Annotated in this window: 32 protein-coding genes; 15 read left to right on the forward strand and 17 right to left on the reverse strand. The window is 57.2% G+C overall.

Features of this window, described 5'->3' with window-relative positions:
• On the reverse strand, window positions 1–535 hold a 535-nt coding region (locus VGK48_24795), incomplete at its 3' end, for a DUF1015 domain-containing protein (protein ID HEY2384408.1).
• A gap of 67 nt (window positions 536–602) precedes the next feature.
• Between VGK48_24795 and VGK48_24800 the strand changes: the two genes are divergently transcribed.
• From VGK48_24800 to iscX, 9 genes are all read left to right on the forward strand, one after another.
• Window positions 603–899, forward strand: coding sequence for a hypothetical protein (locus tag VGK48_24800; GenBank protein HEY2384409.1), 297 nt, complete (start codon window positions 603–605; stop codon window positions 897–899).
• A complete protein-coding gene (locus VGK48_24805) occupies window positions 900–1,574 on the forward strand; it encodes an HAD-IA family hydrolase (GenBank protein ID HEY2384410.1) in 675 nt (224 codons plus the stop codon). It abuts the gene before it with no gap.
• A 73-nt stretch (window positions 1,575–1,647) separates the two neighbouring features.
• Window positions 1,648–2,046, forward strand: a complete 399-nt coding sequence (locus VGK48_24810; GenBank protein HEY2384411.1) for an Rrf2 family transcriptional regulator — start codon at window positions 1,648–1,650, stop codon at window positions 2,044–2,046.
• A gap of 18 nt (window positions 2,047–2,064) precedes the next feature.
• A complete protein-coding gene (locus VGK48_24815) occupies window positions 2,065–3,288 on the forward strand; it encodes an IscS subfamily cysteine desulfurase (GenBank protein HEY2384412.1) in 1,224 nt (407 codons plus the stop codon).
• Between the two features lie 16 nt (window positions 3,289–3,304).
• Entirely contained in the window at window positions 3,305–3,697 is a 393-nt protein-coding gene (gene iscU, locus VGK48_24820) for a Fe-S cluster assembly scaffold IscU (GenBank protein ID HEY2384413.1), read from the forward strand.
• A gap of 3 nt (window positions 3,698–3,700) precedes the next feature.
• A complete protein-coding gene (locus VGK48_24825) occupies window positions 3,701–4,027 on the forward strand; it encodes an iron-sulfur cluster assembly accessory protein (GenBank protein HEY2384414.1) in 327 nt (108 codons plus the stop codon).
• A gap of 15 nt (window positions 4,028–4,042) precedes the next feature.
• The gene (gene hscB / locus VGK48_24830; protein HEY2384415.1) at window positions 4,043–4,585 is read left to right on the forward strand and encodes a Fe-S protein assembly co-chaperone HscB; all 543 of its coding nucleotides are present in this window, start codon (window positions 4,043–4,045) and stop codon (window positions 4,583–4,585) included.
• Complete coding sequence (gene hscA, locus VGK48_24835; protein HEY2384416.1) at window positions 4,586–6,385, forward strand: Fe-S protein assembly chaperone HscA; 1,800 nt, start codon at window positions 4,586–4,588, stop codon at window positions 6,383–6,385. It begins immediately after the preceding gene.
• Window positions 6,378–6,593, forward strand: coding sequence for a Fe-S cluster assembly protein IscX (gene iscX, locus VGK48_24840; GenBank protein HEY2384417.1), 216 nt, complete (start codon window positions 6,378–6,380; stop codon window positions 6,591–6,593). Before hscA ends, iscX begins: the two co-directional genes overlap by 8 nt.
• 354 nt (window positions 6,594–6,947) lie before the next feature.
• Here iscX and VGK48_24845 read toward each other — a convergent pair whose 3' ends face one another.
• From VGK48_24845 to VGK48_24885, 9 genes are all read right to left on the reverse strand, one after another.
• Window positions 6,948–8,168: an FAD-dependent oxidoreductase gene (locus tag VGK48_24845; GenBank protein HEY2384418.1), complete on the reverse strand. Its 1,221-nt coding sequence runs from the start codon at window positions 8,166–8,168 to the stop codon at window positions 6,948–6,950.
• Window positions 8,169–8,170: 2 nt separating this feature from the next.
• Window positions 8,171–10,846, reverse strand: coding sequence for a DUF5916 domain-containing protein (locus VGK48_24850; protein HEY2384419.1), 2,676 nt, complete (start codon window positions 10,844–10,846; stop codon window positions 8,171–8,173).
• Between the two features lie 50 nt (window positions 10,847–10,896).
• Entirely contained in the window at window positions 10,897–11,325 is a 429-nt protein-coding gene (locus VGK48_24855) for a hypothetical protein (protein HEY2384420.1), read from the reverse strand.
• A 31-nt stretch (window positions 11,326–11,356) separates the two neighbouring features.
• Window positions 11,357–11,773 carry a response regulator gene (locus VGK48_24860; GenBank protein ID HEY2384421.1) on the reverse strand — a complete coding sequence of 139 codons (417 nt, stop codon included), beginning with the start codon at window positions 11,771–11,773 and terminating at the stop codon, window positions 11,357–11,359.
• Between the two features lie 145 nt (window positions 11,774–11,918).
• Entirely contained in the window at window positions 11,919–12,323 is a 405-nt protein-coding gene (locus tag VGK48_24865; GenBank protein ID HEY2384422.1) for a PIN domain nuclease, read from the reverse strand.
• Entirely contained in the window at window positions 12,323–12,520 is a 198-nt protein-coding gene (locus tag VGK48_24870) for a type II toxin-antitoxin system VapB family antitoxin (protein ID HEY2384423.1), read from the reverse strand. Before VGK48_24870 ends, VGK48_24865 begins: the two co-directional genes overlap by 1 nt.
• Before the next feature lie 493 nt (window positions 12,521–13,013).
• Window positions 13,014–13,910 carry a hypothetical protein gene (locus tag VGK48_24875; GenBank protein ID HEY2384424.1) on the reverse strand — a complete coding sequence of 299 codons (897 nt, stop codon included), beginning with the start codon at window positions 13,908–13,910 and terminating at the stop codon, window positions 13,014–13,016.
• A 242-nt stretch (window positions 13,911–14,152) separates the two neighbouring features.
• Window positions 14,153–15,805 (reverse strand): M56 family metallopeptidase, encoded by a 1,653-nt coding sequence (locus VGK48_24880; protein ID HEY2384425.1) that lies wholly within the window; start codon window positions 15,803–15,805, stop codon window positions 14,153–14,155.
• Window positions 15,802–16,191 carry a BlaI/MecI/CopY family transcriptional regulator gene (locus VGK48_24885; protein ID HEY2384426.1) on the reverse strand — a complete coding sequence of 130 codons (390 nt, stop codon included), beginning with the start codon at window positions 16,189–16,191 and terminating at the stop codon, window positions 15,802–15,804. Before VGK48_24885 ends, VGK48_24880 begins: the two co-directional genes overlap by 4 nt.
• A gap of 415 nt (window positions 16,192–16,606) precedes the next feature.
• On the opposite strand from VGK48_24885, the gene VGK48_24890 reads away from it, so the two are divergent.
• Window positions 16,607–16,828, forward strand: a complete 222-nt coding sequence (locus tag VGK48_24890) for a DUF3185 domain-containing protein (protein ID HEY2384427.1) — start codon at window positions 16,607–16,609, stop codon at window positions 16,826–16,828.
• Between the two features lie 7 nt (window positions 16,829–16,835).
• Here VGK48_24890 and VGK48_24895 read toward each other — a convergent pair whose 3' ends face one another.
• The 3 genes from VGK48_24895 to VGK48_24905 are packed head-to-tail and all read right to left on the reverse strand — an operon-like array spanning window position 16,836 to window position 19,187.
• Window positions 16,836–18,026 (reverse strand): amidohydrolase family protein, encoded by a 1,191-nt coding sequence (locus VGK48_24895; protein ID HEY2384428.1) that lies wholly within the window; start codon window positions 18,024–18,026, stop codon window positions 16,836–16,838.
• A gap of 3 nt (window positions 18,027–18,029) precedes the next feature.
• Complete coding sequence (locus VGK48_24900) at window positions 18,030–18,521, reverse strand: GNAT family N-acetyltransferase (protein HEY2384429.1); 492 nt, start codon at window positions 18,519–18,521, stop codon at window positions 18,030–18,032.
• A gap of 27 nt (window positions 18,522–18,548) precedes the next feature.
• Window positions 18,549–19,187 (reverse strand): phosphoribosyltransferase, encoded by a 639-nt coding sequence (locus VGK48_24905; GenBank protein ID HEY2384430.1) that lies wholly within the window; start codon window positions 19,185–19,187, stop codon window positions 18,549–18,551.
• Between the two features lie 78 nt (window positions 19,188–19,265).
• On the opposite strand from VGK48_24905, the gene VGK48_24910 reads away from it, so the two are divergent.
• Window positions 19,266–19,685: a CBS domain-containing protein gene (locus VGK48_24910; protein ID HEY2384431.1), complete on the forward strand. Its 420-nt coding sequence runs from the start codon at window positions 19,266–19,268 to the stop codon at window positions 19,683–19,685.
• 57 nt (window positions 19,686–19,742) lie between these two features.
• Here the strand turns inward: VGK48_24910 and VGK48_24915 are convergent, their stop codons facing one another.
• The 4 genes from VGK48_24915 to nadA form a co-directional block, all read right to left on the reverse strand.
• Complete coding sequence (locus VGK48_24915) at window positions 19,743–20,450, reverse strand: hypothetical protein (GenBank protein HEY2384432.1); 708 nt, start codon at window positions 20,448–20,450, stop codon at window positions 19,743–19,745.
• A 96-nt stretch (window positions 20,451–20,546) separates the two neighbouring features.
• Window positions 20,547–21,062 carry an adenine phosphoribosyltransferase gene (locus VGK48_24920; protein HEY2384433.1) on the reverse strand — a complete coding sequence of 172 codons (516 nt, stop codon included), beginning with the start codon at window positions 21,060–21,062 and terminating at the stop codon, window positions 20,547–20,549.
• A gap of 2 nt (window positions 21,063–21,064) precedes the next feature.
• Window positions 21,065–21,337, reverse strand: a complete 273-nt coding sequence (locus VGK48_24925; protein ID HEY2384434.1) for an acylphosphatase — start codon at window positions 21,335–21,337, stop codon at window positions 21,065–21,067.
• A 20-nt stretch (window positions 21,338–21,357) separates the two neighbouring features.
• Window positions 21,358–22,446 (reverse strand): quinolinate synthase NadA, encoded by a 1,089-nt coding sequence (gene nadA, locus VGK48_24930; GenBank protein ID HEY2384435.1) that lies wholly within the window; start codon window positions 22,444–22,446, stop codon window positions 21,358–21,360.
• A 76-nt stretch (window positions 22,447–22,522) separates the two neighbouring features.
• Between nadA and VGK48_24935 the strand changes: the two genes are divergently transcribed.
• From VGK48_24935 to VGK48_24950, 4 genes are all read left to right on the forward strand, one after another.
• Window positions 22,523–23,281 carry an HDOD domain-containing protein gene (locus VGK48_24935; protein HEY2384436.1) on the forward strand — a complete coding sequence of 253 codons (759 nt, stop codon included), beginning with the start codon at window positions 22,523–22,525 and terminating at the stop codon, window positions 23,279–23,281.
• A gap of 4 nt (window positions 23,282–23,285) precedes the next feature.
• Window positions 23,286–25,286 carry an ATP-binding protein gene (locus tag VGK48_24940; GenBank protein ID HEY2384437.1) on the forward strand — a complete coding sequence of 667 codons (2,001 nt, stop codon included), beginning with the start codon at window positions 23,286–23,288 and terminating at the stop codon, window positions 25,284–25,286.
• Between the two features lie 166 nt (window positions 25,287–25,452).
• A complete protein-coding gene (locus VGK48_24945; GenBank protein HEY2384438.1) occupies window positions 25,453–25,830 on the forward strand; it encodes a carboxymuconolactone decarboxylase family protein in 378 nt (125 codons plus the stop codon).
• Window positions 25,831–25,835: 5 nt separating this feature from the next.
• Window positions 25,836–26,696: an alpha/beta hydrolase family protein gene (locus VGK48_24950; GenBank protein ID HEY2384439.1), complete on the forward strand. Its 861-nt coding sequence runs from the start codon at window positions 25,836–25,838 to the stop codon at window positions 26,694–26,696.
• Window positions 26,697–26,739: the final 43 nt, after the last annotated feature.

Raw genomic sequence — 26,739 nt, forward strand, 5'->3', positions numbered from 1 at the left:
TGCGAATGTCGGCCGGCCGCCGTGCAACCTCGTCCATCATATGGTCGATCCGGCGCTCCGGATCTTCGTACAGCATGAAGATCTGTTCAAACTGGGTCCTGGTGCGGCGGAGCAGCTCGAGACGATCCCTCTTTGGACCGCTCAACGTGCGCTCGTGCGGGAAGACGACCTTGTTCGCATAGTCCTCAAGGTGGCCGGCGCCGACGAATCCTTTGCGGATGCGAACCTCATTCTGGCCGGGCGCCACGAAGCGCTGAAAATAGATAAAAAATACCGGCTCCGGCAAATGCTGAAGGATGCCCGCCTCGCGCCATTGTTTCAGGTAAGCCGCGGCCCGGGTGTAGACGTTATCGGTATCGGAATCGCCCGGATTCGACTTGCCGCAGACGATCCGCACGATGTTGTTGGGATGTGAGGCATAGTATCGCTCCTGCATCTCGGCGGAAATCTTGTCGTAAGGCTGTGTGACGACCTTTTCGATGGGAACGCGATCCAGCGCGAAGCGCAGGCTTCGGAACGGATAAATCTTGGCCATAGTCTTTCATTGTCCCACGACCCGGCTTGAAGTCGGCAGGGCTTGAGGCTAGAATCTGAGGCCTTCTATGAAGGCGGAATGGATCACTCGAATCGAGCAGTTCCTCGAAGGCAACGACTTCGGAAAGAACTGGGACGGCGCCTATCAGGATGCCGTGCCGACCATCCGCCAGTTCTTCCTTAAAGAGGGCTTCCGCACGCATATGATGAGCGAGTGGGACTCTCCCTCCCGCTACACCGAACTGGTCGCAACCCGGCGATCGCTCGTGGTCCGCATCCCCTGGGCCGAGGATTACCATGGCCACTCGATCGTCGACCTCGATGGACTTGAAGTTCAGTCCCAACTCCATTACGCGAACGAATAATTGAGCTTCCGCGCCGTCCTTTTTGATGCCGCCGAGACCCTGTTCACCACCCGCGGATCGGTTGGCGAAATCTATGCCAATGTCGCTCAGAAATACGGCTCGACGGTCCCGTCCGAAGTCATCCAGACCTCATTCCGCGAGCACTTCAAAGGCGCCGGTCCGCTTTCGCCGGAAAACCAGAAAGAGTGGTGGAAGGACATCGTAAATGCCGTTTTCGAAGAGGTCGGAATGATCGAAAACTTCGACCACTTTTTTAATGAAGTGTATGACACGTTCCGTGACTCCCAAGGCTGGATGCTCTTCCCGGAAACCGTGGAAGTCCTGCAGGAACTCAAGGATCGGCACTTGAAACTCGGTGTCATCTCCAACTTCGACAGCCGCATATATACGGTGATGGAAAGCCTGCACGTCCGGCACTTTTTCGACGCCGTCGTGCTCTCCAGCGAGACCGGCTTTGCCAAACCCGATCAGGAAATCTTCGACGCCGCCATTGAAGCCATCGGGTGCCCCGCCGCGGAAATCCTGTTCGTGGGCGATAGTCTTGAAGATGATGTCGAGGCCGGAAGCCGGGCCGGCTTGACCACGGTTCTGATCGACCGGACCGGCCGGCACGCCGGCCAGTATCGCGTCCAACGGATTGCCTCTCTGAAGGAAGTCCTCAAACTTACTGCTTGATTTTGAGGACCTGAATCCCTACATTATTACTAATGTCCGACCTAAATGGTCGGGGTTAAGGCGGTAGGGATACATGTTTCGGCTCTCTAAAAAATCGGACTACGGACTGATCGCACTGAGACATTTAGCGCAACATTCCGATGAATCCGTCAGTGCCCGGGAGATTGCCGCCCAGTATCACATTCCCGCCGAGTTGCTGGCTAAAGTGTTGCAACGATTGGCCCGAAAGGGCCTACTGGTATCGCAGCAAGGCATTAATGGGGGCTATGTCCTGGCGAAGGACCCGGCGACCATTTCCATCGTAGACGTCGTGGAGGCCCTGGAAGGGCCGATCTCCATTACCCCCTGTGAGCGCGGCGACGACTGCCAGCAATTGCAGGTATGTTCCGTCAAAGATCCGCTCCAGAAGGTCAAAGCCAAGGTTGTGCGGGTTCTGGGCGACACGTCGATCTACGAGTTAGCGATGAATTAAGAGGTTTAGAAGACAACAATGGTTAAGCTGCCTATTTACATGGACAATCACGCGACAACGCCGCTGGATCCGCGCGTGCTTGACGCGATGATGCCCTATCTGACGGACCACTTCGGCAATGCCGCGAGCCGCAATCACAAGTTCGGCTGGGAAGCGGAACAGGCCGTCGAAACGGGCCGCAAAGAAATCGCCGCGCTGATCGGCGCCGATCCGCGCGAGATCATCTTCACCAGCGGCGCGACCGAATCCGACAACCTTGCCGTGAAGGGCGCGGCCTGGATGTATCGGGAAAAAGGCGACCACATCATCACCTGCGTCACGGAACACAAAGCGATTCTCGACACCTGCAAACATCTCGAGAAAGAAGGCTTCCGCGTCACGTTTCTACCCGTAAGCAACAACGGACTCGTCAACCTCGACGACATCCGGAACGCGATCACCGACAAGACGATCCTGATCTCCATCATGACGGCCAATAACGAAGTCGGCGTCATTCAGGACATCAAGGAAATCGGGAAGCTCGCGCGCGAGCGCGGCGTGCTCTTTCACACCGATGCCGTGCAGGCCGCCGGCAAGATTCCATTCAATGTAAACGAGATGAATGTGGATATCGCTTCCCTGTCGGCGCACAAGATGTATGGACCGAAGGGTGTGGGCGCCCTTTACGTCCGGCGCCGCAATCCGCGCGTCCTGTTGACTCCGATCATCGACGGCGGCGGTCACGAACGGGGCATGCGATCCGGGACGCTGAATGTTCCCGGCATCGCCGGTTTCGGCAAGGCCGCACAGATCGCGCGCGAAGACCTCGCGAAAGAAGGCGCGGAGATGTTCCGGCTGCGGGAAAAACTCCGCACGACGCTCGAGCGCGAACTCGACGAGGTCTACATCAACGGCGACCTTCAGAAGCGTTTGCCGGGAAACCTGAACATGAGCTTTGCGTTTGTCGAAGGGGAATCCCTTCTAATGGGCATCAACGATATCGCGGTGTCTTCAGGGTCGGCATGCACCTCGGCGAGTCTGGAACCTTCTTATGTGTTGAAGGCGCTGGGAGTCGGCGAAGATCTGGCGCATACGTCCATCCGTTTCGGCATCGGGCGTTTCAATACGGAAGAAGAAGTCGACTACGTTGCCGCGCGGGTGATCGAAGTGGTTCGACGGCTGCGTGAACTGTCGCCCCTGTACGAAATGGCAAAAGAAGGCATCGATATCAAATCCGTCCACTGGGCAACGGAGAGCAACTGAATCCAAGGAGAATGTAATGGCATATTCGGACAAGGTCATTGATCACTACAACAACCCGCGAAATGTGGGCGCCCTCCCCAAGGAGGACCCGAATGTGGGCACCGGTCTGGTGGGAGCACCCGAATGCGGCGACGTCATGAAGCTGCAGATCAAGGTCAACGAAGAGAGCGGCGTGATCGAAGACGCCAAATTCAAGACCTTCGGCTGCGGCAGCGCGATCGCAAGCTCGAGCCTCGCGACCGAGTGGGTTAAAGGCAAAACCCTGGCTGAGGCCCTGGCGATCAAGAATACAGACATCGTGAAGGAGTTGAGTCTGCCTCCCGTGAAAATTCACTGCTCGGTGCTTGCGGAAGACGCCATCAAGGCCGCAATTACCGACTGGAAGAAAAAACACGACGACGGCAAATAAGCAATGGCTATTGAGATTACCGACAAAGCGGTCGACGAAGTTCGACGCATGATGCACAAAGAAGGCGTGCAGGCCGCCGGTTTACGCGTCGGTGTGAAAGGCGGGGGGTGCTCCGGTCTCTCCTATAACCTTTCGTTTGAAACCCAGACGCGCACCGGTGACAAGGTTTTCGAGCGCGACAACGTCAAATTGTTTTGCGATCTGAAGAGCTACATCTATCTGAACAACACTGTTCTCGATTACGACGCCGGACTGATGGGCAAGGGATTTGTTTTCATGAATCCGAACGCCAAGAAAAGTTGCGGCTGCGGTAGCTCTTTTTCAACCTGATTCCTCCAACGCATCATGGACTACTTCGAGGTGTTCGGTCTGCCCCGAGCCCTGGGCATCGACCTCGCTGCGCTCGAAAAAACATTTCACGCACTGAGCCGCAAGTATCATCCGGACTACTTCACAACCGCACCGCCAGCTGAAAAAACGATGGCGGTGCGCATGACGGCGTTGCTGAACGATGCCTACCGCACATTGCGTCATCCGGTGCGGCGCGTCGAATACCTGTTGAGCCTGTACGGCTTCAAGTCCGACGGCAGCAAGGTGCCTCAATCGCTTCTGATGGAAGTGTTCGAAATCAACGAACAACTCGAGGAAGTCAAGGCAGGCCGTGCCAGCGTGGAGGAAGCCGACTCACTGCGCGCGCAGATCAAAGAAAAGCGGCAGAGGTTCGACGCCGAATTGCAGCAGGCGTCGCTGGCCTGGGACGACCTCCTGAAGGCCGGCACCGGCGAACCGGTTCTGAAACAACACCTGGCCAGGCTGGCCGAGATATTGTCGGAATCGTCATACATACGGAACCTGGAAACAGAATTAGAGGGCGAGAAGAGTCATTAGATGCCAAAAATAGTCGGAATCGATCTAGGAACAACAAACAGCCTTGTCGCGATTGTCGAAGACGGGACACCGCGGGTGATTCCCGGTTCGGATGGAAGCAAGCTCGTCCCTTCCGTGATTTATTTTGATGGACCGGGCACGGCACCGCTGGTCGGAAACATCGCCAAGGGAAAGATGGTCGAAAAGGCCAGGAACACCATCTTCTCCATCAAACGCTTCATGGGCAAAGGCATTGAAGATGTGCGGCCCGATCTGCCGCTGCTGCCGTTCGAAGTTTCGCCCGAAAGCGAACACATTATCCGGCTGAAGATTTTCGGCCGTGATTACACCCCTCCGGAACTCTCGGCATTCATTCTCCGGGAACTTAAGCGGAATGCCGAAGCGGCTCTCGGTGAAGAAATCAAAAACGCGGTCATCACCGTTCCGGCCTATTTCAATGACGCGCAGCGGCAGGCGACAAAGGACGCGGGCCGGATCGCAGGTCTGGATGTACTCCGCATCGTCAATGAACCGACTGCGGCATCGCTCGCATATGGCCTGGACAAACGCAAACAAGGCACGATCGCGGTCTACGATTTCGGCGGCGGAACGTTCGACATCTCTATACTGAAGCTCAACGACGGGATCTTTGAAGTCTTGTCGACCAGCGGCGATACCCACCTCGGCGGTGACGATATCGACGAAGCATTGATCCGGCTTGTGCTCAAAGACAGCCCCGGCGCCGCGATTCCAGCAGTCCGAAAGGCGGTCAACAAGGCGAAGGAAGACCTTTCAGCGGCAGACTCGGCCGATATCGTCATCGAATCCGCCAGATACAACCGCAAGCTCAGCCGCGCGGATTTCAACGCCCTGATCGATCCGATCATCGAGCGGACATTGGCTCCGTGCCGTCTGGCCCTTAAAGATGCCGGCCTGCGGCCGAACGAAATCGATGAAGTTGTGATGGTCGGCGGATCGACGCGCATCCCTCTCGTCCGCCAGAGTGTTCAGGAATTGTTTGGGCGCGTCCCCCACACGGAACTGAATCCCGACGAAGTCGTAGCCCTGGGCGCGGCCGTTCAAGCCGACATTCTCGCGGGCGGCAAGCGCGACATGCTCTTGCTCGACGTCACCCCACTGTCGGTCGGAATCGAAACGGTGGGCGGCGTCATGTCGAAGATCATCCCTCGCAATTCCACAATTCCCGCAAGCGCCACCGAAATGTTCACGACATTCATCGACGGTCAGACCAATGTCAAGATCCAGGTCCTTCAGGGCGAGCGTGAATTGGTGAAGGATTGCCGCAGTCTCGCGCAATTCGACCTCAGGGACATTCCGCCGATGACCGCCGGAATGCCGCGGATCGAGGTCAAGTTCCTGATCGATGCGGACGGCATTCTCAGTGTCTCGGCGCAGGAACAACGGACCGGCAAATACCAGTCGATCGAGGTCAAACCGACCTACGGGCTCACCGACGAACAGGTCGAACAGATGATCCTCGAATCTTTCGAGTACGCGGAGTCCGATATCGAAGCCCGGCTGGTTATCGAAGCCCGCAATGAAGCGGAGACGGTTCTTAACGCAACCGCCAAAGGTCTCACCGATACGCAATATGCCGCGCTCTCCGGCGAAGAAAAGGCCGAGATCGCGGCGGCGGCGAAAGACCTGCGCGACAAGATGCGGGGCAATAATCACCAGGAAACACGCCAGGCTATCGAACGCCTCAGCAATGCAACGATGCACCTGGCAGAGATGATCATGAATTCAGCCATCTCGCTGGCGTTGAAGGACAAGCGCGTGAGGGAAATTGAAAATGAGTAGATCATTGACGTGGACCACTACCGAAGACGTTGCCATTGCCCTCGCCGACAAATTTCCGGATACCGATCCCCTGACGGTGCGTTTCACCGATCTCTACAAGTGGGTGACCGGCCTTGAAGGTTTTAGCGATGATCCGAAGAATTCCAACGAGAAAAAACTCGAGGCCATCCAGATGGCCTGGTATGAGGAGTGGCAGGATCGCCGCTGATGCGTTAATATTCGCAAGCTCATATGATGTATTGTCCACGATGTAACAATACGCACTGGAAGCCCACGGAGGGGCGCAAGCTCAGGGAACGGCTGGCATGGCTCCTGCTGAGGCGGCCGTACCGCTGTATCAAGTGCGAGCGAATTCAACTCGCCTCGATCTTCCTCGATTTTCAATGGCCCGGCCCCCGGAAACCGCGCCGGAAAATCGCGCGCGACCAAGGCGACATTACTGAATTGAAGTGTCCCGAATGCGGCGGTTCTGTACGGCGGTCGCGCCGCCGGGGCATCGAGCGGCTGATGTTCTTCGCGAAGGCTTATCGCTGTTCCGAATGTACAGCGCGCTTTAAAACCTTCAAGCTTGTATAGCCTCGGCTGCACGCAGGCCCGTCGTCACCGCCCCTTCGATGAACGGCCCCAGCAGATAGTCCCCGCAAACCAGCAACCCGGCCCTTCGATTCCTGCGTCGAAATTCATCGATCTGTCTGTAGCGGCCCGGGGGAAATTTCGGCATCCCGGAAGCGCGCTCCGGCACCTCGATCGAGCCGGGCTCGATCTTGTATACCGAGCGCAGTTCCTCCATCAATCCGGCAGATGTCACTTCGGAACCGCCGCCGGTGATGGTGAGTAATCCCCGCCCGTCGGGAATTCTTGCCGGATCGATATAGTCGATGAACGAAATGGTGGCGGCCGAATACCCTTCCACCTTGGGAATGGACACCGCATAGCACTTGCCGTCGACCGGCTGTTCGGTCGAGACGGAGACACTGACGGTCCGCTGATAGGCACAGCTCCGGAAGAACTGACGGTCCTCTTCAGAAAGCAAGTCCGCCATACCCGATATTTCAAGGACCTCATCTCCAGGTACAGCGATGACAACATCGGAAAAGCTCCTGGTGTTGACAATATAGGCATGCCCTGCGGCCGCGATCGTCAGAATCTTTTCATTCACGATAACGGATGACTGTGCCGCCAGCCGGCCGGAAATCCGTGAAGTGCCCCCGCGGACCGTGCTCATGCGCGTGTTGTACATGTGCTTCGCAAGGACCAGATAAAGCCATTTCGAGGTTTCCTCGGACCCGAAGAAAAACAGCGTGGATATCAGCGGCCCTGCCACGTAATTCAGGATATTCTGCGAAAGTTCGCGTTTTATGAATGCAGCGACGGTTTCATTGTCGAATTCAAGGCCCCGCTCGGGATGATGAAAATCCAGATGCGAAGAATAGCGCGCGAGCAAATACGCCATCCGCGGCAACAATGCTTTATCCGTGATGCCCAGCCCCCGAAACGATAGCAAACCCGTGGCCGAGGACACGCGGTGATGATAAACACGGCCTTTGTACAACTGTCCGGCATGAGGTGGGATTGAAATGATCTCGTCCGCCAGGCCGAGATCCCGGATCAACTGAAAGCTGTTTCGGAACAGCTCCGGCGACAGCAGGTACAAGGCCGCCGAATCGCGTCCTCCGGCTTCAGGCCGAGACTCGAACACCGTGGATTCAATTCCCCGACGTTTCAAATAGAACGCGCAAGTGAGTCCGGCCAGCCCGCCGCCAATGATTGCGACATGCTTCATTCTTATTTTGAGAACCAGTACGCGAGGCGAACGAGGAAAACGTCATCGGGGTGGGCGAGGAGATGACTGATGTCGTGGCCCGCGGAGAAGTATCCCGGATTCGAATTGTCCTGGCGGTTCTCTGTCCAGACAAGATAAAGCGTGGAGCCGAGGTGCCAGTCCCACCGGAAAATGGCGTTCACGCGCATCGATTTGAAATTGAAGTTCGGATCGGGGATCGTGAACGGCTGCGCCTGAACGGAGTTATCCGGATCGACGGTATATGTGCTCGACGCCGGGTCGTAAGAGATCTGCCCGATTTCGTGCCCGTAGCGCAAAAACGAGTACGTGTCCGGTTGCGCCAGTTCTTTGATATCCCAATAACGTGCAACGGAGATCAGCGGCTGCGCAAAAACGGCGAGAGACATGTAGGGGCTGAGGACCCAATTCACCTGCGTGGTGAGATTCACGTCGAACTGATCGATCTCGCCGAAGACGTACCGGCTGCCATATGTCCTCGTAGCCGTCGGATCGGCGACCGCCTTGACGTACTGCGCATTGGTCCGGCTTCGATCGAATCCGGGCGATGTGTTGATGGTGATCGAAGGGTTCGGCTTGTAGTTGATCCCGACATTGCCGCTGAGCGACCACGCGTGCGGCTTGTTGCTGGCCATATTGAAGTAGGGATTGAAGGAAACTTTCTTCCGGGAATCCGAGCTCAGGCCGAAACCGGCAAAATGACCTGGAAGGTTCAGCGCAGCCGGCCCGCCACGCGTCAGTTGATCGTCACGCACCTGGGCATGTCCACCGGCATTCGCGGATATCGACCAGTAATTCATGAACTGCCAGTAGGCCGACGAATTCCAGCCGCTTCCGGTCAGTTTTCGGCCAAAATCCCAGGTTTGCCAGTTGGCAACCCACACATTGCGGCTGCGCGAGAAGCGGTCCGGCGTGGTCTTCCTCCAAAAGACGACGGTGTGCTCACCCGCGCCGTCGCCGCCGGTCTGAAAACCGAGGTCGTTAGATTCGAAACCCGGACTGACTCCCCAGAGCGCGGCATTGACGATCACGTCGCCCAACTGCCGGTTGAGATTGACGTCCCCCTGCCAGCCGCGCATCGACGTCAGTTCCGGCTGCAATCGGACCTCACTCGCATCCGGCCGTTGAAAGTAGTGTTGCGGAGATTGCTGCAATTGATTCATCGCAGCCGTGCTGCCGCCCACCGAACTTCCGGCAACTCTGGCGGTCAGGACCCACGACTTCTTCGAGTCGAGAAACCAATATCCATCGCCTCCGATGATGTTTGCCCGCTTGGGCAGCTGTCCGCTCAACCCGGGGTCTCGAAGGTCGCGATTGACGGCCGTTGTGAGAAATCCGACGCCGCCCCGGTTCCATTCGCGGAGAACACGGCCGACCATGTAATTCGTCAACGGCTCGACTTCCGCCTTGGATTTTTGTTCTACCCCGGAATTTGGATCCCGATTGGCAACATCTGCGTAATCACGCGCTGTCAGGCCTTCCACCAGGCCGACGGTCCAGCCGTTACGAGTCTTTCCAGTCAGCTTGCCCGCTCCGAGAATCTGTGTGTTCTGTGGCAGGTCGACGAAAGCGGGACTCCCCTTCACGGTACCTTCCGGGGCCCGGCCGAGCCGGCGGGAGTAGAACAAGTTTGGTTCATTTCGATTGAAACCCCAGGAGCTGTTCGCTCCGCCCTGGCCAAAATTCCCGAAAATGTTGGCTCCTTCCAGGAAAAAAGGCCGTTTTTCCTGGAAAAAGGTTTCGAATTGCGAAATGTTGACGACAGCGGGATCGACCTGCACCTGGCCGAAGTCGGGATTGACGGTGGCGTCCAGCGTCATATTGCTTCTCACGCCATACTTCAGATCCAGACCTGTCATCCCAGAGAAGCTCCGGCCGCTGTTGAAGGGATCCCCCGGGGTAGTCGGCCGAACAAAGTTGGCCTGGGCCGCCAGATACGGCGTCAAATCGAGGTGCCGGTGCACGTCCAGGCTATCGAGTCCGTCGAGATTATCCATGCGCGAGGCCGTACCGGTGTCGTTCTTGGGTACCATCTGCAACCACACCGTCTCGTTCTTGCGGTGGATGTAGCGTGCGGCATTGATGCCCCACACCTGGCGATCGCCCCGCGGAAATCGAAGCTGCGAAAAGGGAATACGAATTTCGAGAGACCATCCGTCGTCGCCGATGTGGGTCGCGGACTCCCAGACTCCGTCCCAGGACTGATCCTGAAAATTGTCGTTGGAGATGATCGCATCCCGCTGCACTCCGGCCGCGCTTACCTGGAAAAGCGCGCCGGTCAGCTGATCGTGATTCGGGCTGAGCTGAAGAATGAAATAGTCCGCATCCGGCACATCGTCCCGCCGGGAAAGCTGGCGCACGATCTTCTCCGGCTCCCTGTCGAACATGCGCACGCCGAAGTAAATCGAGCTCTCGTCATAGACGACCTGGATTTCGGTCCGCTCGCTCGGATCAACTCCTTCGATCGGATCGCGCTGTGTGAAGTCCCATTCAATGGGGGCTTTCTTCCAGACAGGATCGTTCAGAATTCCATCAATCGCTATTTTTTCATCTGTCCGGTAGGCGTGAAGGGTGTGCGCAGGCTTGCGTGGGCTCTGCGCGCGCACGGATCGCGCGCACACGAGGAGGAGGATTGCAGCAGTCGCGACGTAGCGGCGCATGCGCATGCAGTATAGACACGATCCGAAAACTTTAGTTACCGAAAATCGGACTATCGCTGCCCGCGCATCGAACGAAGCTGTTGTTGCTGCCAGGTGACCATCTGGTTAACCCAGGCGAGGTTCGTCTTCGCGCTATTCTCCACCGTACCAAGCCATTGATGCCAGGTCGCGTTGGTGTACTCTTCAGGAGCGGGTTGCGTCTTCATCTTCGTGACCGTAGCAAGGGCTTTATCCGCATATACCCTCGCCGTACCGAAGTCGCTCTCATTGGCCAAAGCGCGGCTCAGCTCGATATAGACCTCAGGTAATCGCTTCGACTTCGGAAAATTTTTCTCGAAATTGAGCGCGAGCTTCTTTTTGGTTTCGGGATTTTTTTCCTTCACGATCTGCGTATAAGCCGCAGGATCGCTCCCCTGGGCCCGGGCTTGTTGAAGCAAAAAGGGCTGTAAGAGGCATACCAGAGCCAGAAATGTTCTCATCCGGATATGATGAGAGGTTTTGAGAAGCCGGTCAAGCTGCCGTATCTATCCGGCGGTCATGCAGGCGCCGGATTGTTTCGACCAGAACCGGCGGATCGAAGGGTTTTGTCAGGTAGACGTCGAAACCGGAAACGAGAGCCGTATCGCGATCGGCCGCCGTCGCAAAAGCCGTCAGAGCGATGACGGGCGTCGTTCGAAAATGGAGATCCTCATCCCGGCGGAGCGCCGCAATGAACGCATAGCCGTTATATTCCGGCAGGCCGATATCGGCGACAACCACATCCGGCCGCTCGGCCTTTACAAGCTGAAGCGCTTCCGGCACGCGTTGAGCAAAGACCACACCCGCACCATCCATTTGCAGAACGATACCCAGAAGATTCCGCGTATCGGTATCGTCCTCGAGCACCAGGACGCGTACACCGTTAAGAAAGCCTTTAGAATCAGACACGGATTTTCTCTGCGGCCTTGGTCCGCGAGCCCCCTCTCTAGAAAGGTGCACGTCACAAACCTTTGCGCAGTGGAGCGCATCCGCGTTGTCGGACCTGGGCTTGAACGAAGGGCTTGAACGCCGCGATGTGTTGATCGCCGTCTGGTCAGACCGGGTAGAGGCGCAGTTTGGGCGTGACAGAAGAAATGGCGGCAAAGTCTTTGTCATCCTGGAGCAGAATAAGTTCGTGCTCGATAGCAATGCGTGCAATCAGGCAGTCATTGCTGCTCCTGGGCGTCTTCCCGGCACGCCTGCAACTTTGGTAGAGCCGCGCAGCCGCGACATGGGATTCAACCGGATCCGATGCCGAATAGCAGCATAGTACGGAAAAATACTTCCTCCACTTCTCGAAGCGGTCATCCGAGTCCGCTCCCTGGAGGATTTCCTGCAGGATGATCGGCGCAATGCCGACGACCTCGTCCCCGGAGAGAAGATCCTTGAGCACTTCAACCTGGCGAGTGGCATTGCCGCGCAGGTAGTCGATCCAGACCGAGGTATCCACCAGGTACATCAGCCGGCGCGTTCGCGCTTGTAATCATAGGTTTTGCGCACGCCGCCGCTACCATAAAGGTCGAGAAGCTTCCGCTGCTTTCCCGTCTGCACGAAACGCCGGAGAGCGGCATCCACTGCTTCCCTCATCGTAGTGACCTTGGCAAGGCGCATGGCTTCCCTGACAAGCTTGTCATCGATCACAATATTGGTACGCATGATGTACACCTCTTGATGTGTATACTATCATGGTGCAATGATCCAATTTTAATCGCCCTCTCCCACGATTGCGGAAGCTACAGAGTCCTGCGCTCGAGAAAATCGAGGGCAGTGCTGGAAATGGTTTTGCAGCATTGCATCGCCGATTCCAGCGCAGGACATGATTGAGCAGTGCTGCATCGCCGGTTTCTGTGCAGGAACGATTTAGCAGCGTTGCATCTGCGATTGCACCGCAGGAGAAGACTTAGCAGTGCTGCATCCCCTATTGCAACGCAGCAAATGGTTCAGCAGCGCTGCATCGCCGATTGCAGGGAGGGAAGTGGTTCTGCAGTGCTGCATCGTCCGATGCAGCACTGCAAACGCCGGAGCAGTCTTGCATCCTGCCATGCAGCGCAGCAAACGGTTTAGCAGCACTGCATCGGCAATTGCAGCGCAGCATCCGGTTTTGCAGCACTGCATCGGCAATATCAGCCTTGGAAACGATTTAGCAGCACTATTTCCAGGAGACGCTCTCTCCGCCCATGAGAATCATATTGAGGATAGATGGACTGGAGTGGTCGAATTCAACTGGCGCCAACCGGTCGCCGTAAGGCTTCAGTATCGAGAGACGCGGCAGAATGGCGTTCGGTTGTTGTTCTCCGCCGGCGCGTATCGCGGCATTGATGGTCGCGCTCCAATTTAATGTGGTCTCGGCGCCATTTACTGTTACGACGACCATGGGATTGACCGCGACGCGTTTCGGGATGGTGACGCACATTTCGTTATTCAATGTTTCGCACACGGCGACCTCCGTCTCGAGCAGCTTCGTTCGCCGTTCAAGGTCGGCCTTGTTCAACCCGCCGACAAGCAATGCGGTAAATTCGGTCTGTCCCGCTTTATAAAACAGTTCGTAAAAATGCGCGGCTTGCATCGGCTCGAAATAACTATGGATCGGCTGAGAAGCTTGTTGGACCTCGCTGCCCATGTGCCGTTCGGCCGAAATCGGAGCGACGGAAACGCCCGGTGAATGGCTTTGGGGTCGAACCGAATAAAGCGCCATCTCATAGCCGAGCACGTTGTCCGTGAAATGTACATTGACGTTCAGAGCACACGAGAGTGACTGCGCATCGCAAACGGAGGTGTCTACCGGAGAGTCGGCTTCGACAAGCGGGGCATCGGGCACCACACCATCCTTCACAATCGGCGTCATGATTTGCAATCGTACGCCGGGATTGAGCTGCACAGTCTTTCCGTCATTTGGATACAGGAGCTGGAAAGCCACATTCAAGTCCAGAGGCACGGATTGGGCGAGTTGATTTGCGAGGCGGAGCGCTTCTCCGTCCGGGATGCAACCCTGAGCTTCGAGATCTTCAGCCCACGATGTGAGCCAGCCGCGCGGCTGTTTGCTCAAACCATCACGCGTTATTGTGACTTTAACGTGTTTGCCTCGCGCCCTCACGCCGGCCGGACAGGTCGCACGTGGGCGTGCATCGGTCTGTACAATCGCGTGGGTAACATTTGGGCCCGAGACACGAGGAGGCGTCAGGACATTATCCGGGGCGAGCCGCCATGAAGCGGGTGGAACTGGATGCATGCAACCAGCCATGCCTGTGAGGAGGACGGCCACTATTATTCCGCGTTTCAACGCGACACCTATCGCAAATTGAAATTCACTTCGACATTGATGGCTACATCCACCGGCACACCGTCTTTTGTCGCAGGCTTGAAAACCCATTGCTTCAGCGCCTCAATAGCACTTGCATCGAGACCGTAGCCGAGGCTGTGGACCACACGGCGAATATCAACCGTCCCCTCTTTGTGGATAACAACCTCCAACACTACGGTTCCTTGAACCTTAGCAGCCCGGGCCTCCGCTCCATATTGAGGCTCAACTCTTGAAACGACGGTAGGCGGCTTGATATCAGGGCCCATACGAAGTGGCTGTGCCGCATCTGGCGGCAACTTGAATTCCACATCGATCTGCGTTATCGCCGCAACGGGCAGGCCGTCCTTGAATGCTGGCGCGAATCTCCAGTTCATCACGGCATCGATAGCTCTCTGATTTATCGTGTCGGTTATCCCCTTCAGCACTCGCAACGTCTTGATGTGGCCTTGAATATCCACCGATGCTTCAAGCGTCACAATACCCTCGATCGCTGCATATAAAGGTCCGGTGGACTCGATCACCTGCGGCGGGGTGACCGTGCTGGTCGTAACGGTGGCATTGTCTCCAATGTGGGTCCGTTGTGAAGGGACGGGCGGCGTTTCTGTTTCCGGCTCAGGCGGCGGAACAGGCTTCGGGACCGCCACAACTCGCGGAGGCAATGGAACCGCTCCGGTCAGGTTTATCGACGCAACTCCGATCGTTATCAAAGCTGTTAATAAAGAGAGAGTAACCAGGCCGGTTGTCGACATTGCCCGGCGGCGGGCTCGCGAATCCAGGAGTGAAACCAGCCTCGCCTCGAGCTGAGACGGCTGAGCCATCGCCATTGCGGTAAACCCGAGTGATTTTCGAACCTGGAGCCCTCGAACGATTTGAACCAGATGTTCCGCGTAGTCTTCGGCCGCACCGCCGAGATTCAACACCTGATCGTCGCAGGCCCGCTCGCGTTCGATGCGCGCGCTGCGCGCTGCAAACCAGATCAGGGGATTGAACCAATAGACGCTGCAAGCGAGCTGGACGAACAAATGAACAACTCCATCGCTTCGTTTCACGTGCGCAAGTTCATGTGCCAGAACCAGGCGCCTCCGCTCGGGCCGCCACTCGCGGGCGCTCGCAGGCAGAAGAATCCTATGCCGCCGGAACCCCCACGTCATCGGCGCGACTTCCATCTCGCTGAACAAAAGCCGTACCTGCTTGCCGGAACCCAAACAGCGCGACACTTCACCGACAAGCTCCTGCCACGTTTCGTCTTCGGCATCCACGGTTCCAGCCAGCCGCAACACTCCCAACAGACCTGCGAGGAACCTCGTGAGAAAGAAGCCCAGTCCGGCTCCCCATAACACGCCCAATACCGCCGTCGTAGAGTATCCAACCGGGCGCTTGAATCCCGATTCAGCCCCCACAACCGTTAGGTGTGTTGCCGGTGTGCCCTGTTGCACGCCTCTTTCAGCTGCGGGCAGGACAGGCAATTGAAGCTGCGGCAGAATCGCCACCGCCGGCGGAAGCAGGAGCGCGCCGGCGATCGCAAGGACCCATACTGCGTGACGTTTCGCGGCGGATGCACGGCGCAAGGCAAGACACGCCATGGCCGCGCCTATCAGGATGAGGCTGGACCTGGCAATGATACTGAGAGCGAAACTCATTTTTTGCCTCCTTTACGAGCCTTGTCGATCAGCTGCTGTAGACGATCCAGCTCCGGCTCCGATAGCCTGGACGACGACGAATCGAGCAACGCTGCAACGGCGTCTTCCGGCGAACCGTCGAAAAATGTCTGCACCAGGTGACGCAGCGCCGAGCGCTTGGCCTTCTCCCGTTGCATCGTCGGCATGAAGACATACTTCCCTGCCCGCTCTTCATGCCGGATATGACCCTTCTGTTCGAGAATCCGCAAAAGCGCCCTTACCGCCGAATAACCCGGCGGGTCCGGCAGGCTCTCCATCACTTCCGCTGCCGTCGCAGATTCTTTGCGATAGAGAACATCCATGATCTGGCGTTCACGGCGGCTTAAGGCAGCGTGTGGTGTCTTCATATGATGCTAGAAACTTAGCATCAGTGCGTGGTTGGCATCAAGTAAAATGCTAAATATTTAGCATCATGTGGGTTTCATTCGTGCGCACGGTCAATGTTCCCCTCCTAAGTTAGGAGGGGAAGCGTGGCGAAGCCGCGCGGGGGTGGTCCGTTCAAAGATGCGCAGCCTCCTTATAGATATTCGCGAAGCGCTCCTTATTCGTAATCGGTGCGCTTCGCGGCCATCCATAAGAAGCGCGCTAACGCACGGACTTTGAACAGACCGCCCCAGCCCTCGCTACGCGAGGGCATCCCCGCCTAACTTAGGCGGGGAATGGAAGCGCTAATTTGGACATTGTGTTTTCCAATCCGTTCACCTCTTCTATGGACCGCGCCTACAACGGCGGAATTGGTGCCCTGCGTGCAAATCCCAAAATATGAGACCCATTTCGATCATCGGTATCGTCCTTATTATTCTTGGTGTCATTGCCCTGGCTTCCGAAGGCATCACCTATACAAAAACGGACAAAGTCATTGATATCGGGCCCATTCAGGCGACGGCGCAACATCGGAAGACCATTCCGATATCCCCTGTCGCCGGAGGCGCTGCGGTCGCCGCCGGTGTCGTGCTGGTGATCGTAGGTTCCAAGCGGCAGTAAAGCGCTTCTATTTACCTGCCTGACAGATGATTTTCCCCTCACGAATCGTGTATCTGACGTCCGTCAGCGCCGAAAGACTTCCCTCAGGGTCACCGTTCAAAACGGCGAGATCCGCCTGCAAACCTGCGGCAACCCTGCCCAACTCGCGCGCTTTGCCGAAACGCTCAGCAGGCGCGGTGGTCAGTGAGGCGAGGATCTGCTGGAAGCTCATCCCCGCCTGAGCCATCAAGCCATACTCCTCGATTGGATCCGGATCGACGGCACCGAGATCCGTACCGAAAAGGACCGTACCATGGTTCGCAATCCATGCTTGCAGCTGTCCCACTTCCGTATCCACGACCTTGTCCTGCGCGGATTTGCGGTCGTGCCGCGCATACCATTTCCAGATCCAGAGTGTCGGAGTCATCGCTGCGTGACTTCCTTTGATCATCGCCAACAGCGTTTCATCCCATGGACCCGAATGCGGCGTCGTGTGAGCAATGACATCGACGCCCGCGCGCAGCGCGGAGAGAACATCCGCTCCAGTATTGGGATGAACAAAGACGGGCCTGCCGGCCTGGTGCGCTTCACGGACCACAGCCTCGATCGTGCCCTGCGACAGAAAAGATTTCGAAGGAGCCGAGGCAAACAATTTGATCCCGTCCACACCCGCATTCAGAAGCTTTCCTGCGGCTTCGACGGCTTGATGCGCATCCGCCACTTGAGGCGCCGCGGAATTCATCCATCCCATGGCACGCAAGATGATGTCGGGCGGCAGACCCGGGTCGGCAGGAAGCAAACCCAGCCCGGTCGAGTAAATTCTCGGCCCGGGCACCTCGCCGGATTCGATTCGATCGCGTAACAGCCTGGTGTTGTCCCAGGGAGACGAAAGATCGAAGGCATTCGTGAAGCCGTATCGCGTGAGCATGTCCTGGAGTTGCCGGCCTAACTCGCCGGCAGGAATACTCGCGGCATCGGCCCATTTTCTCTCCATGAAATGGACGTGGCTGTTCCAGAAACCCGCAGTAACGGTGCAGCCTGCGCAATCGATTACCTGCGCATCCGGCGGAATCCGGACCTGCCCCTTTGTGCCCACTTTTGCGATCTTTCCGCCGGCCACGAGTACGACGCCGTTTCGGATCGGATCGTGGGTGGGATCGACGTAAATCGTTCCGCCTGTAAGCGCCAGGCGGTCAGGCTGTGGTGACGCTGTTCTCATGCCTCAGCCTTTGCCGGGGAACTCGCGCGTCATCTCGATCATCGTCCGCCTGAATCCGAGACGGGAAAACAAACGTTGTGCGCCGGTGTTCTGCTCCGCAGTCGACAGGATGACCCGCGGCGCTCCTTGTTCACGAAGCCATTCGCTTGCCGTTTCAATCAGCGCGGCACCGATGCCGCCATGCCGGCACGACGCGTCGACCACAACATCGTGGATGAATCCCGCCTCGTCTCGAAGCTCCTTCCAGCTTTCCGGCTCCATCTCCGCATAGACGTAGCCAAGAATCGCCTGATCTCTTTCAGCCACAAAAACGACGGCTCCGGGCTCTTTCATCCTGTGGCCGAGAAACCAGGCATAACCTTCTTCAAGCCCGGACATCGGCGCCTTGAATCGTTGCCGGTCGAAGTCAAAATGAGTTTTTACGAGGACGGCGCCGAGACGACCCAGAGTCGGCAGGTCGGAGGCATTCGCAAGCCGGATCGTGAAGTTCTGCATGAGTGCGTTATACCGCAAAATGCAAGTTCAGGCGTATTCCCTCAACAACTCTTTCACTTCGGCATCGGTCGTCTGGCCGAAATCTTCATACCATCGTCCGACGGAATAGAACGGCTCGGGCGTCGCCGCGCAGACGACTTCGTCCGCTTCGCCCTTAATAACGGCATAGGTTTCGGCAGCGGCAACCGGCACGGCGACAATGATTCGGGCAGGATCCTGCAGCCGGAGAGCAGCCACGGCGGCCCGCATCGACGCGCCTGTCGCGAGTCCGTCATCCACAACAAAAACGCTGTGGCCCGAAACGTTCAGAGGCGGTCTCTCGCCCCGATAGAGTTCTTCCCTTCGTGTAAGCTCCACGCGCTCATGAAGCGTCACGGCGTCGATGACGCCGGGGGAAATTCTCAACTCCTGAATCACGGCATCGTTCAGAATGCGGACCCCGCCGCTGGCGATCGCACCCATGGCCAGCTCTTCCTGGCCGGGCACACCCAGCTTGCGCACGATGAACACATCGAGCGGTGCATTGAGACCGCGCGCCACCTCGTAAGCCACAGGAACGCCGCCACGCGGCAGGCCGAGCACAAGAATGCCCGGCTGATTCTCATATGCCGCCAGCATACGAGCCAGGACGCGGCCGGCTACAAAACGATTGGGAAACCTGTCCATACTTACAGACTACAACTACGGGCATGGTATCGGATGTGCAGCATATTTTTAGAGGTACCAGTCAGGAGGGGTTAGCGCATGAAAATAAGTGAACTCATGACACGGAACGTCAAATGCATCTCGCCGTCGCTGCCCATTTCGATCGCATCCGAGATGATGCGGGACGACGATATCGGCTTTCTGCCCGTCTGCGAACACGACAAGGTCGTCGGAACGGTCACCGATCGCGACATCACAATCCGATCCGTTGCTCAAGGACGCGATCCCCGTCTTGCTCCAGTCAACGAGATTATGAGCGTAACCGTCTTCCATTGTTACGAAGACGAAGACGTGGAGACCGTTGCTCAGGCAATGCAGGACGATGCTGTGCGCCGGATGCTGATATTCGATCGCAATGAACAGCTGGCCGGCGTCGTGTCGCTTGGCGACATCGCAAAAATTTCCAGCGACCCTACACTCGCGGGCGAGACGCTGGGAGAAATTGCCGACGCGGCCTGATGAAGGGAATAGCGGCCGAAAGGCACACAGCCGCGTGTGCCTTTTTGTGACCGTTTTCTATCTTGAAGGAACCGAGAACCGCAAACCGCGAGCCTGATTTTCCTTCTGTGTTGCGTCCAGGTCGAGGTCGGAGAGAGGAATCTTCGACGAGTGTTTATCATCCAGGACCCAAAATGTCTGCCCGATGATCGCGTAATTCTGGATTTCCAGGCGATGACCGTCGCGGAACACCAGAACCACCGGCATCGACGCCGATGTGGACGGCGCCTGGGATGCCGCCTGTTGCTGGCGCAGCTGTTCGACTTCCTGCGTCAGCCTACCAACCTGATATGAAAGATCGGAATCGCTCTGGCCTGAAGGCTGCACATCTCCGGGGCCTGGAACATAGACCGGCTGCTGCTCCGAATAGGCCGGTTCCACATAGCCCGGACCGGCTCCGTATCCATAATAAGGAGAGTAGGCGTCATATGGAGGGTAATAGCCATATCCGTATCCGTAACCATAGATCGGCGCGACAACGACGGGCCGGGCTGGTCTGACGGGTCTGATCACCGGGCGCGAATTGATGATCGGAGCGCGGCCAAAACCGGTTACCGGAGCGCTCCTGAATGGTGCAACCGGACCAAACGATCCCGAAGGCCGCGACGCGACGCTACCGCCGCTATGCGCCGCCCCTCCTCCGCGGTGTTGCGCCTGAAGGGAAACCGGAGCTATGAAGGACGCAAGGGCCAATACGAGCAAAAGAACGCCAAAAGCCCGAGCCATGTTCGTGCCCTCCTTTAACTCCATAATACTCCTTGCGTCCCATCTGCGTAATCCGCGTCATCTGCGGCTAAAACAAATTTTGCCGGAGCCGTATCTTCAATATTTCAGGAGTGAAACGACATCGTACCCCTTGAGACGATCGCGGCCCTTCAGTCCATCGAGTTCAATCACGAAACTGAGGGCAGCCACCAGGCCTCCAAGCTTTTCGACCAGGCGTGCGCTTGCCAGCGCCGTCCCGCCGGTGGCCAGCAGATCGTCGGCGATGACCACCCGCGTGCCGGGCTTTACCGCATCCTTGTGAATTTCCAGCGTATCCATACCGTACTCGAGTTCGTAACTGATGCGTTCGGTATCCGCCGGAAGTTTATTCGGTTTTCGAACCGGGACAAAACCGGCGCCGAGGTTGTAGGCCAGGGCGGGAGCGAAGATGAAGCCGCGCGCCTCGATCCCCAGCACAACGTCGGGCTTCAACGGGCGAACCTGTTCGGTCAAGGCATCAATGGTTTGCCTGAAGCCGGTTTTGTCTTTAAGCAGCGTCGTGATGTCATAAAAGAGGATGCCCTTCTTTGGAAAATCAGGAACCTCGCGAATCATTTTCTTCAATTCGTTCATCGTCAACCTCGAATAAGAAAGGATGAATAGGTCCCGGACACCGGCACATCCTTTTCGATAATTTCGCTAACCTGCGACATGCGAGGACCTCGCTCGAGCTCCAGCCGGAAGAGGCCGAGAGTGACGTCGTCGGCCTCTGCGTGAACTTCGACGTCACCCGAAGGCAGGTTCCGGACGAAGCCCCTCACGCCAAGGCGCTCGGCAACTCCCTTTGTGAAATAACGGTAACCGACTCCCTGTACGCCGCCGCGAACCACATAACGCTTCGCTCGCATCGCGCTTGGATTGTAACCGTTTATCCGGCGATTTGAAGCATCCGGTTCAAGGCGAGACGGGCATCGGCAGCGACGTCTGAGTCGACTTTGATCTGATTGACAACGCGGCCCTCGGCAAGATTCTCGAGAGCCCACAACAGATGCTGCGGGTCAATGCGGAACATGGTGGAGCAGAGGCATCCGCAATCATCGAGAGGAATGACAAAGCGGTCCGGGTTTTCTTTCATCAGGCGGTTGACGAGGTGGATTTCCGTGCCGACAGCCCATTTCGTTCCGGCGGGCGACTGAGCCAGACATTTAATAATGTGTTCCGTCGAGCCGGCGTCGTCCGAAAGCTGAACGACTTCAAATCGGCACTCGGGGTGCGAAATCACACGGATCCCCGGAAACCGCGAACGGACTTGCGCCACGTGCTGCGGTAAAAACCGCTGGTGAACCGAGCAGTGCCCCTTCCAGAGAACGACGCGGCTGCTATTCAGTACTTCCGCCGTGTTGCCGCCGAGTTCTTCGTACGGATCCCAAACCGGCATCTCTTCGAGATGAAGGCCGAGCGCGTGGCCCGTATTGCGGCCAAGGTGCTGGTCCGGCAGGAAAAGAATGCGATCACCACGCTCGAGCGCCCAACGCATGACAGCAGGAGCGTTCGACGACGTGCACACGGCGCCGCCATGCCGCCCGCAGAAGGCTTTGATACTGGCCGTCGAATTCATGTAAGTGATCGGAATAACCCTGCCGCTTGTGACGCGCGAGAGGTCGTCCCAGCAGGTCTCGACCTGATCGAGCGCCGCCATGTCCGCCATCGAGCAGCCGGCACTCAAATCCGGCAGCACTACCTTTTGATATTCTGCGCTGAGGATATCGGCGCTTTCCGCCATGAAATGAACGCCGCAGAACACGATGTACTCGGCGTCTTTGCGGCTAGAGGCCCATTCGGCCAGCTTGAACGAGTCTCCCCGAAGGTCGGCGAATTTAATCACCTCATCCCGTTGATAATGATGGCCAAGAATCACCAGCCGGCGCCCGAGCTTCTCGCGTGCCGCACGGATTCGATCGTCAACTTCAGTGTCATTCAGCTGCGCCAGGCGCTCTGGTAGAATCGTCTGCAACATATTGGATCGATTATCGTAACACAGGCGCTAAAGTTCCGGGCGCCAACCTCCGATACCCAACTACGAGTTGCAATATATGAGCGCGGTTCTCGATTACAAGCGAAAAGTCTATGCAATAAGAGACTTACCGACCCTGCCGATCATCGCCCAGAAGGTGTTGATGCTGGCGGATGAGGATGAATCGAGTGCCGAACGGCTGACCGCGATGATTTCCAGCGACCAGGCGCTTTCGGTCAAGGTCCTGGGCCTGGCAAACTCGGCCTATTACGGTTACCGTTCCAAAATCGGAACGATCCGCCAGGCCGTCGTCATCATCGGCACGAACATGCTGAAGCAACTGTCGCTCAGCGTGCTCGTGTGCGGAACCATCGGCCGCCGTGGGAGGGATCGCACCGAGTTCTGGCGGCATTCGTTCGCCACGGCAACCGCCTCGGCTCTCATCGCGAAGCGCACCGGGATCTCCGACGGTGATATGTCCTTCATGGCTGGCCTGCTGCACGACGTCGGCAAAACGGTGATCGACACCTATTTCCCCGATGAACACGGGATGCAGCACACCGAAGTCGGCGCATGGATGGCCGAACGGTGGCAACTGCCTCAACCATTGATCAACGCCATTTCGTTCCACCATTCGCTGGAGATGGTACATCTGGCGCAACCGGTTGTCGCATGCGTTCATGCGGCGGATTTATGCGCCAAACTCGCGCTCACCGGCCAGCCTCTTGTAATTACCGGTGACGTTCTGGATGCCCTGAACTTGACCGATAACTCATTTTTCGAAGTGGTCGAAGAGCTCCGCGAGCGAAAAGATCAAATGAATAAGTTGCTGGTGTAAAACGATGTCCAACGATAACGATCGCCGTATTGCGTCTCTGACCGCCGCCCTCGAGCAGGCCAACAGTACGCTGCGCGGAAAAATGGACGAACTGTCGCTGGTCCGGCGAGTCGGCGACGCGATCAGCCACCATACTTCCATCTGGAGCCTGTCCTCTGAGCTTGTGGATGCGATTGCCGAAACCATCAACTGCAAGTACGCGGTAATTTATTCCGAGCCGGCCTCGAACACAGCAACCTTCGAACTGCAAGCCGTATCGAGCATCTTTTCCGGTCCGGAAAACTTTCCGCCTGCACTCCGGCAAAGCCGGCTTGTCCGGTATCTCGAACAGCGCGGAAGCCCCGTTCAGATTACGGACCTCAACGACGATCCGGTCTGGTCCGAAGCGTGGCCGCTGCCGCCGGGTCTCGCCTCCTGGCTTTGCGTCCCGCTGTTGACGCGGAGCCGCCTCCGGGGAATGCTTTGCCTTGCGGACGATGCCCCGTGCGCCTTCGACGAGCGGACACTCCGTACGCTGATGATCGTTGTCCCGCAAATCTCGAGCGCGTTTTCAAATATCGGTTTATACAGTCATCTCCGCCAGTCGGAGGCGAAGTACCGCATGCTCGTCAGCGGCATGCAGGATATCGTCTATATCTGCGATCGGCAGTGGCAGATCATCGAAGCGAATCCCGCGGCCGATCCCGTTTTTGGCGGCCCGATCGTGGGAAGGACGCTGACGGAGCTCTTTGCTTCGCCGAACACGGCCAGCCAGTTCGTGGAAACGGTGCGGACATCGCGCGCTGTCCAGAACTTCGAAACCGAGCTGCTGAATACACAGCACGAGCGGATCGTTGCGCTGCTGAGCTGCGTGACCGACGGAGACCACTATTCCGGCATTATCAAGGACATGACCGAGCGGACGCGCCTGATGGAGCAGGTCACCCACTCCCAGAAAATGGAATCGGTCGGCATTCTTGCCAGCGGCGTCGCGCACGACTTCAACAACATCCTCGGGATCATTCTCCCGAATGCCGAGATGATCAAGATGAAGATCAATCCGGATTCCAGCGCGGCCGGCTATGCGGACGTCATCATCAACGCTTCGCGCCACGCCGGCCAGCTGACGAGACAGCTGCTCTCGCTCTCACGCAAAGATCCGGTTTCGCTTCGGGTCATCAATCTCAATGATGCGATACGGACCACGGGGAAACTCCTGGGCGAAACAATCGACCGCAAAATACGGCTCGAATACGATCTCACCGGCGAATGCACGAACATCAAAGCGGATGAAACGCAGATCCAGCAGGTGCTCTTGAACCTGGCCATAAACGCGCGCGACGCAATGCCCGACGGCGGCGTCCTCAAATACTCCACACGCTGTGAAGGCACCGACGTCGTCGTCCGCGTCGCGGATACAGGAACCGGCATCGAACGTGAAATGCTCTCGAAGATTTTCGATCCTTTCTTCACCACGAAGGACAAATCGAAAGGCACCGGCCTCGGATTGAGCGTCGTTTACGGTATTGTGAAGCAAACCGGGGGATCCATCGACGTCCGCAGCGAAGTCGGAACGGGAACTGAATTCATCATCCGATTCCCATCATCGAGCGAAGTGAGACGGCGGGCGGCCCGGAAGGCGATCCGGCCGGCCGGCGGATCCGAAAAGATTCTGGTCGCCGACGACGAACCGGAGCTTCTGCGGCTGCTCGAAAGCAACCTGACCGAACTCGGCTATTCGGTGATTTGCGCGCGAAACGGCATCGAAGCCATGGAGTACCTGCAAGACGACGTCCGCCTCGTCATCCTCGACATGATCATGCCCGAAATGGACAGAGTTGCCACCCTCCGGCGCATCCGCGAAAAGACGCCGGACGTGAAAGTCCTCGTCGCCAGCGGCCATACCTCGCCCGAAAAAAACCCGCTGCTCGACGACCTCGGCATCGACGGATTCGTGCAAAAGCCGTTTGAACTCGCGAGATTGGCCGGCGCCGTCCGGGACGTGCTTGACGGGGTTGCGGTATAACACTTAGGATTCCAGTGCGGCAGAGAAGGGGGACAGGGAACTATTGGATCATTGCATCATTGGAAGTTTCTTTATTTCTTCAAGTTGAAGCAATTAAGAAACTTCCAATGATGCAATGATCCAATAGTCCCCCTCTCCCTCTTCTCCCGCCCTACTGGAGTAATTAATGGCCGATAAGCCGGATACGAAAGAAGCCAAGTGGCCTTCATACACCATGGTCGATCCGCGCATGCGGAAGATCTACTTTCAGTTTTATCAAGAGACCTACAGGAGTTCCGCTCTCGATCGAAAAACCAAGGAATTGGTCGCGATCGCCGCCTCTCTTGCCACGCATTGCAAAGGCTGTCTTGAAGGACATATCAAGAAGGCGCTGAAATTCGGCGCCACCAAAGAAGAACTCAGCGAAACGATCGCCATCACCATGGGCGTGAGCGCTGCTTCCATCGTGGATCTCACCGACATTGCCGCCGAAAGCCTGCGGATCCGGCATTTCGACGGCACCGCCGCGCCACAGGAACCTCGAGAAGTTTCTCCGGAGGAATGACACCCATGATTCGCACTCTGGCCCTGATGCTCCTTCTCAGTCCCGGGCTTTTTGCTCAACAGGTTGAGTATAAGAGCTACACGAGCAAAGTACTTTCGCGTGACCTGAAATACGGAGTGTATCTGCCTCCGTCCTACGCAACATCGCCCGGTAAAAAGTATCCGGTGCTCTATTTCCTTCACGGGCTGTTCGAAGACGAGACGCGCTGGAGCACCCGCGGCGGCACAGATCAGATTATGAATCGCATGATCGCCGAGGGAAAGATCGGCGAATTTATCGTCGCTATTCCCTACGGTGGAACGAGCTTTTATACGAATACGCGGGACGGCAGCGAAAAATGGGAGGACGCCTTCGTCACCGAGTTCATTCCGCTGATCGAATCGACATACCGCGTCAACGCTACGCGCATGACGCGCGGCATCAGCGGCACCTCGATGGGCGGATACGGCGCCTTGAAGATTGCAATGAAGCACCCGGACATGTTCGGATCGGCGAGCGCCCACAGCGCCGTCCTGCTCGAAGACCTGTCGGCGGCGAAAGTATCCGCCGGCCGTCTGGCACGCTTTCAATCATTGTTCAACAAGATCTACGGCATCGATAAGGATCTGACGTACTGGGAAGCCAACAATCCCATGACGCTGGCAAAGGACACGAAGAAACTGAACGGCTTAAGGCTGTACTTCGATTGCGGCACCGAAGACGACTACGGCTTCGACCTCGGCGCGAAACAACTCGACGAAATGCTGACAAAGGCGGGCTATCCCCACGAGGCGCATCTCTATCCCGGCCACCACGGCTGGGATTACGCGATGCTGCACACCAACGAGTCGATTCTCTTCCATTGGAAGGTATTCAGCGGAAAATAAGAAAATAGGGGGCATGGAGTTTCGGTTCGAGACGATCGAATAC

Source organism: Terriglobia bacterium, from assembly GCA_036496425.1.
Taxonomy (GTDB): Bacteria; Acidobacteriota; Terriglobia; order 20CM-2-55-15; family 20CM-2-55-15; genus 20CM-2-55-15.

Bases quoted from the DNA above. Each gene is read 5' to 3' on its own strand.
- VGK48_24885 (HEY2384426.1), bottom strand. From the start codon at position 16,191: ATGAAGACACCACACGCTGCCTTAAGCCGCCGTGAACGCCAGATCATG.
- VGK48_24850 (HEY2384419.1), bottom strand. From the start codon at position 10,846: ATGCGCCGCTACGTCGCGACTGCTGCAATCCTCCTCCTCGTGTGCGCG.
- VGK48_24845 (HEY2384418.1), bottom strand. From the start codon at position 8,168: ATGAAGCATGTCGCAATCATTGGCGGCGGGCTGGCCGGACTCACTTGC.
- VGK48_24950 (HEY2384439.1), top strand. From the start codon at position 25,836: ATGATTCGCACTCTGGCCCTGATGCTCCTTCTCAGTCCCGGGCTTTTT.
- VGK48_24895 (HEY2384428.1), bottom strand. From the start codon at position 18,026: ATGAGAACAGCGTCACCACAGCCTGACCGCCTGGCGCTTACAGGCGGA.
- VGK48_24815 (HEY2384412.1), top strand. From the start codon at position 2,065: ATGGTTAAGCTGCCTATTTACATGGACAATCACGCGACAACGCCGCTG.
- VGK48_24915 (HEY2384432.1), bottom strand. From the start codon at position 20,450: ATGGCTCGGGCTTTTGGCGTTCTTTTGCTCGTATTGGCCCTTGCGTCC.
- hscA (HEY2384416.1), top strand. From the start codon at position 4,586: ATGCCAAAAATAGTCGGAATCGATCTAGGAACAACAAACAGCCTTGTC.
- iscU (HEY2384413.1), top strand. From the start codon at position 3,305: ATGGCATATTCGGACAAGGTCATTGATCACTACAACAACCCGCGAAAT.
- VGK48_24905 (HEY2384430.1), bottom strand. From the start codon at position 19,187: ATGGACAGGTTTCCCAATCGTTTTGTAGCCGGCCGCGTCCTGGCTCGT.
- VGK48_24865 (HEY2384422.1), bottom strand. From the start codon at position 12,323: ATGTACCTGGTGGATACCTCGGTCTGGATCGACTACCTGCGCGGCAAT.
- VGK48_24870 (HEY2384423.1), bottom strand. From the start codon at position 12,520: ATGCGTACCAATATTGTGATCGATGACAAGCTTGTCAGGGAAGCCATG.
- VGK48_24925 (HEY2384434.1), bottom strand. From the start codon at position 21,337: ATGCGAGCGAAGCGTTATGTGGTTCGCGGCGGCGTACAGGGAGTCGGT.
- VGK48_24880 (HEY2384425.1), bottom strand. From the start codon at position 15,805: ATGAGTTTCGCTCTCAGTATCATTGCCAGGTCCAGCCTCATCCTGATA.
- VGK48_24945 (HEY2384438.1), top strand. From the start codon at position 25,453: ATGGCCGATAAGCCGGATACGAAAGAAGCCAAGTGGCCTTCATACACC.
- VGK48_24825 (HEY2384414.1), top strand. From the start codon at position 3,701: ATGGCTATTGAGATTACCGACAAAGCGGTCGACGAAGTTCGACGCATG.
- VGK48_24940 (HEY2384437.1), top strand. From the start codon at position 23,286: ATGTCCAACGATAACGATCGCCGTATTGCGTCTCTGACCGCCGCCCTC.
- iscX (HEY2384417.1), top strand. From the start codon at position 6,378: ATGAGTAGATCATTGACGTGGACCACTACCGAAGACGTTGCCATTGCC.
- VGK48_24910 (HEY2384431.1), top strand. From the start codon at position 19,266: ATGAAAATAAGTGAACTCATGACACGGAACGTCAAATGCATCTCGCCG.
- VGK48_24810 (HEY2384411.1), top strand. From the start codon at position 1,648: ATGTTTCGGCTCTCTAAAAAATCGGACTACGGACTGATCGCACTGAGA.
- nadA (HEY2384435.1), bottom strand. From the start codon at position 22,446: ATGTTGCAGACGATTCTACCAGAGCGCCTGGCGCAGCTGAATGACACT.
- hscB (HEY2384415.1), top strand. From the start codon at position 4,043: ATGGACTACTTCGAGGTGTTCGGTCTGCCCCGAGCCCTGGGCATCGAC.
- VGK48_24855 (HEY2384420.1), bottom strand. From the start codon at position 11,325: ATGAGAACATTTCTGGCTCTGGTATGCCTCTTACAGCCCTTTTTGCTT.
- VGK48_24935 (HEY2384436.1), top strand. From the start codon at position 22,523: ATGAGCGCGGTTCTCGATTACAAGCGAAAAGTCTATGCAATAAGAGAC.
- VGK48_24800 (HEY2384409.1), top strand. From the start codon at position 603: ATGAAGGCGGAATGGATCACTCGAATCGAGCAGTTCCTCGAAGGCAAC.
- VGK48_24920 (HEY2384433.1), bottom strand. From the start codon at position 21,062: ATGAACGAATTGAAGAAAATGATTCGCGAGGTTCCTGATTTTCCAAAG.
- VGK48_24890 (HEY2384427.1), top strand. From the start codon at position 16,607: ATGAGACCCATTTCGATCATCGGTATCGTCCTTATTATTCTTGGTGTC.
- VGK48_24900 (HEY2384429.1), bottom strand. From the start codon at position 18,521: ATGCAGAACTTCACGATCCGGCTTGCGAATGCCTCCGACCTGCCGACT.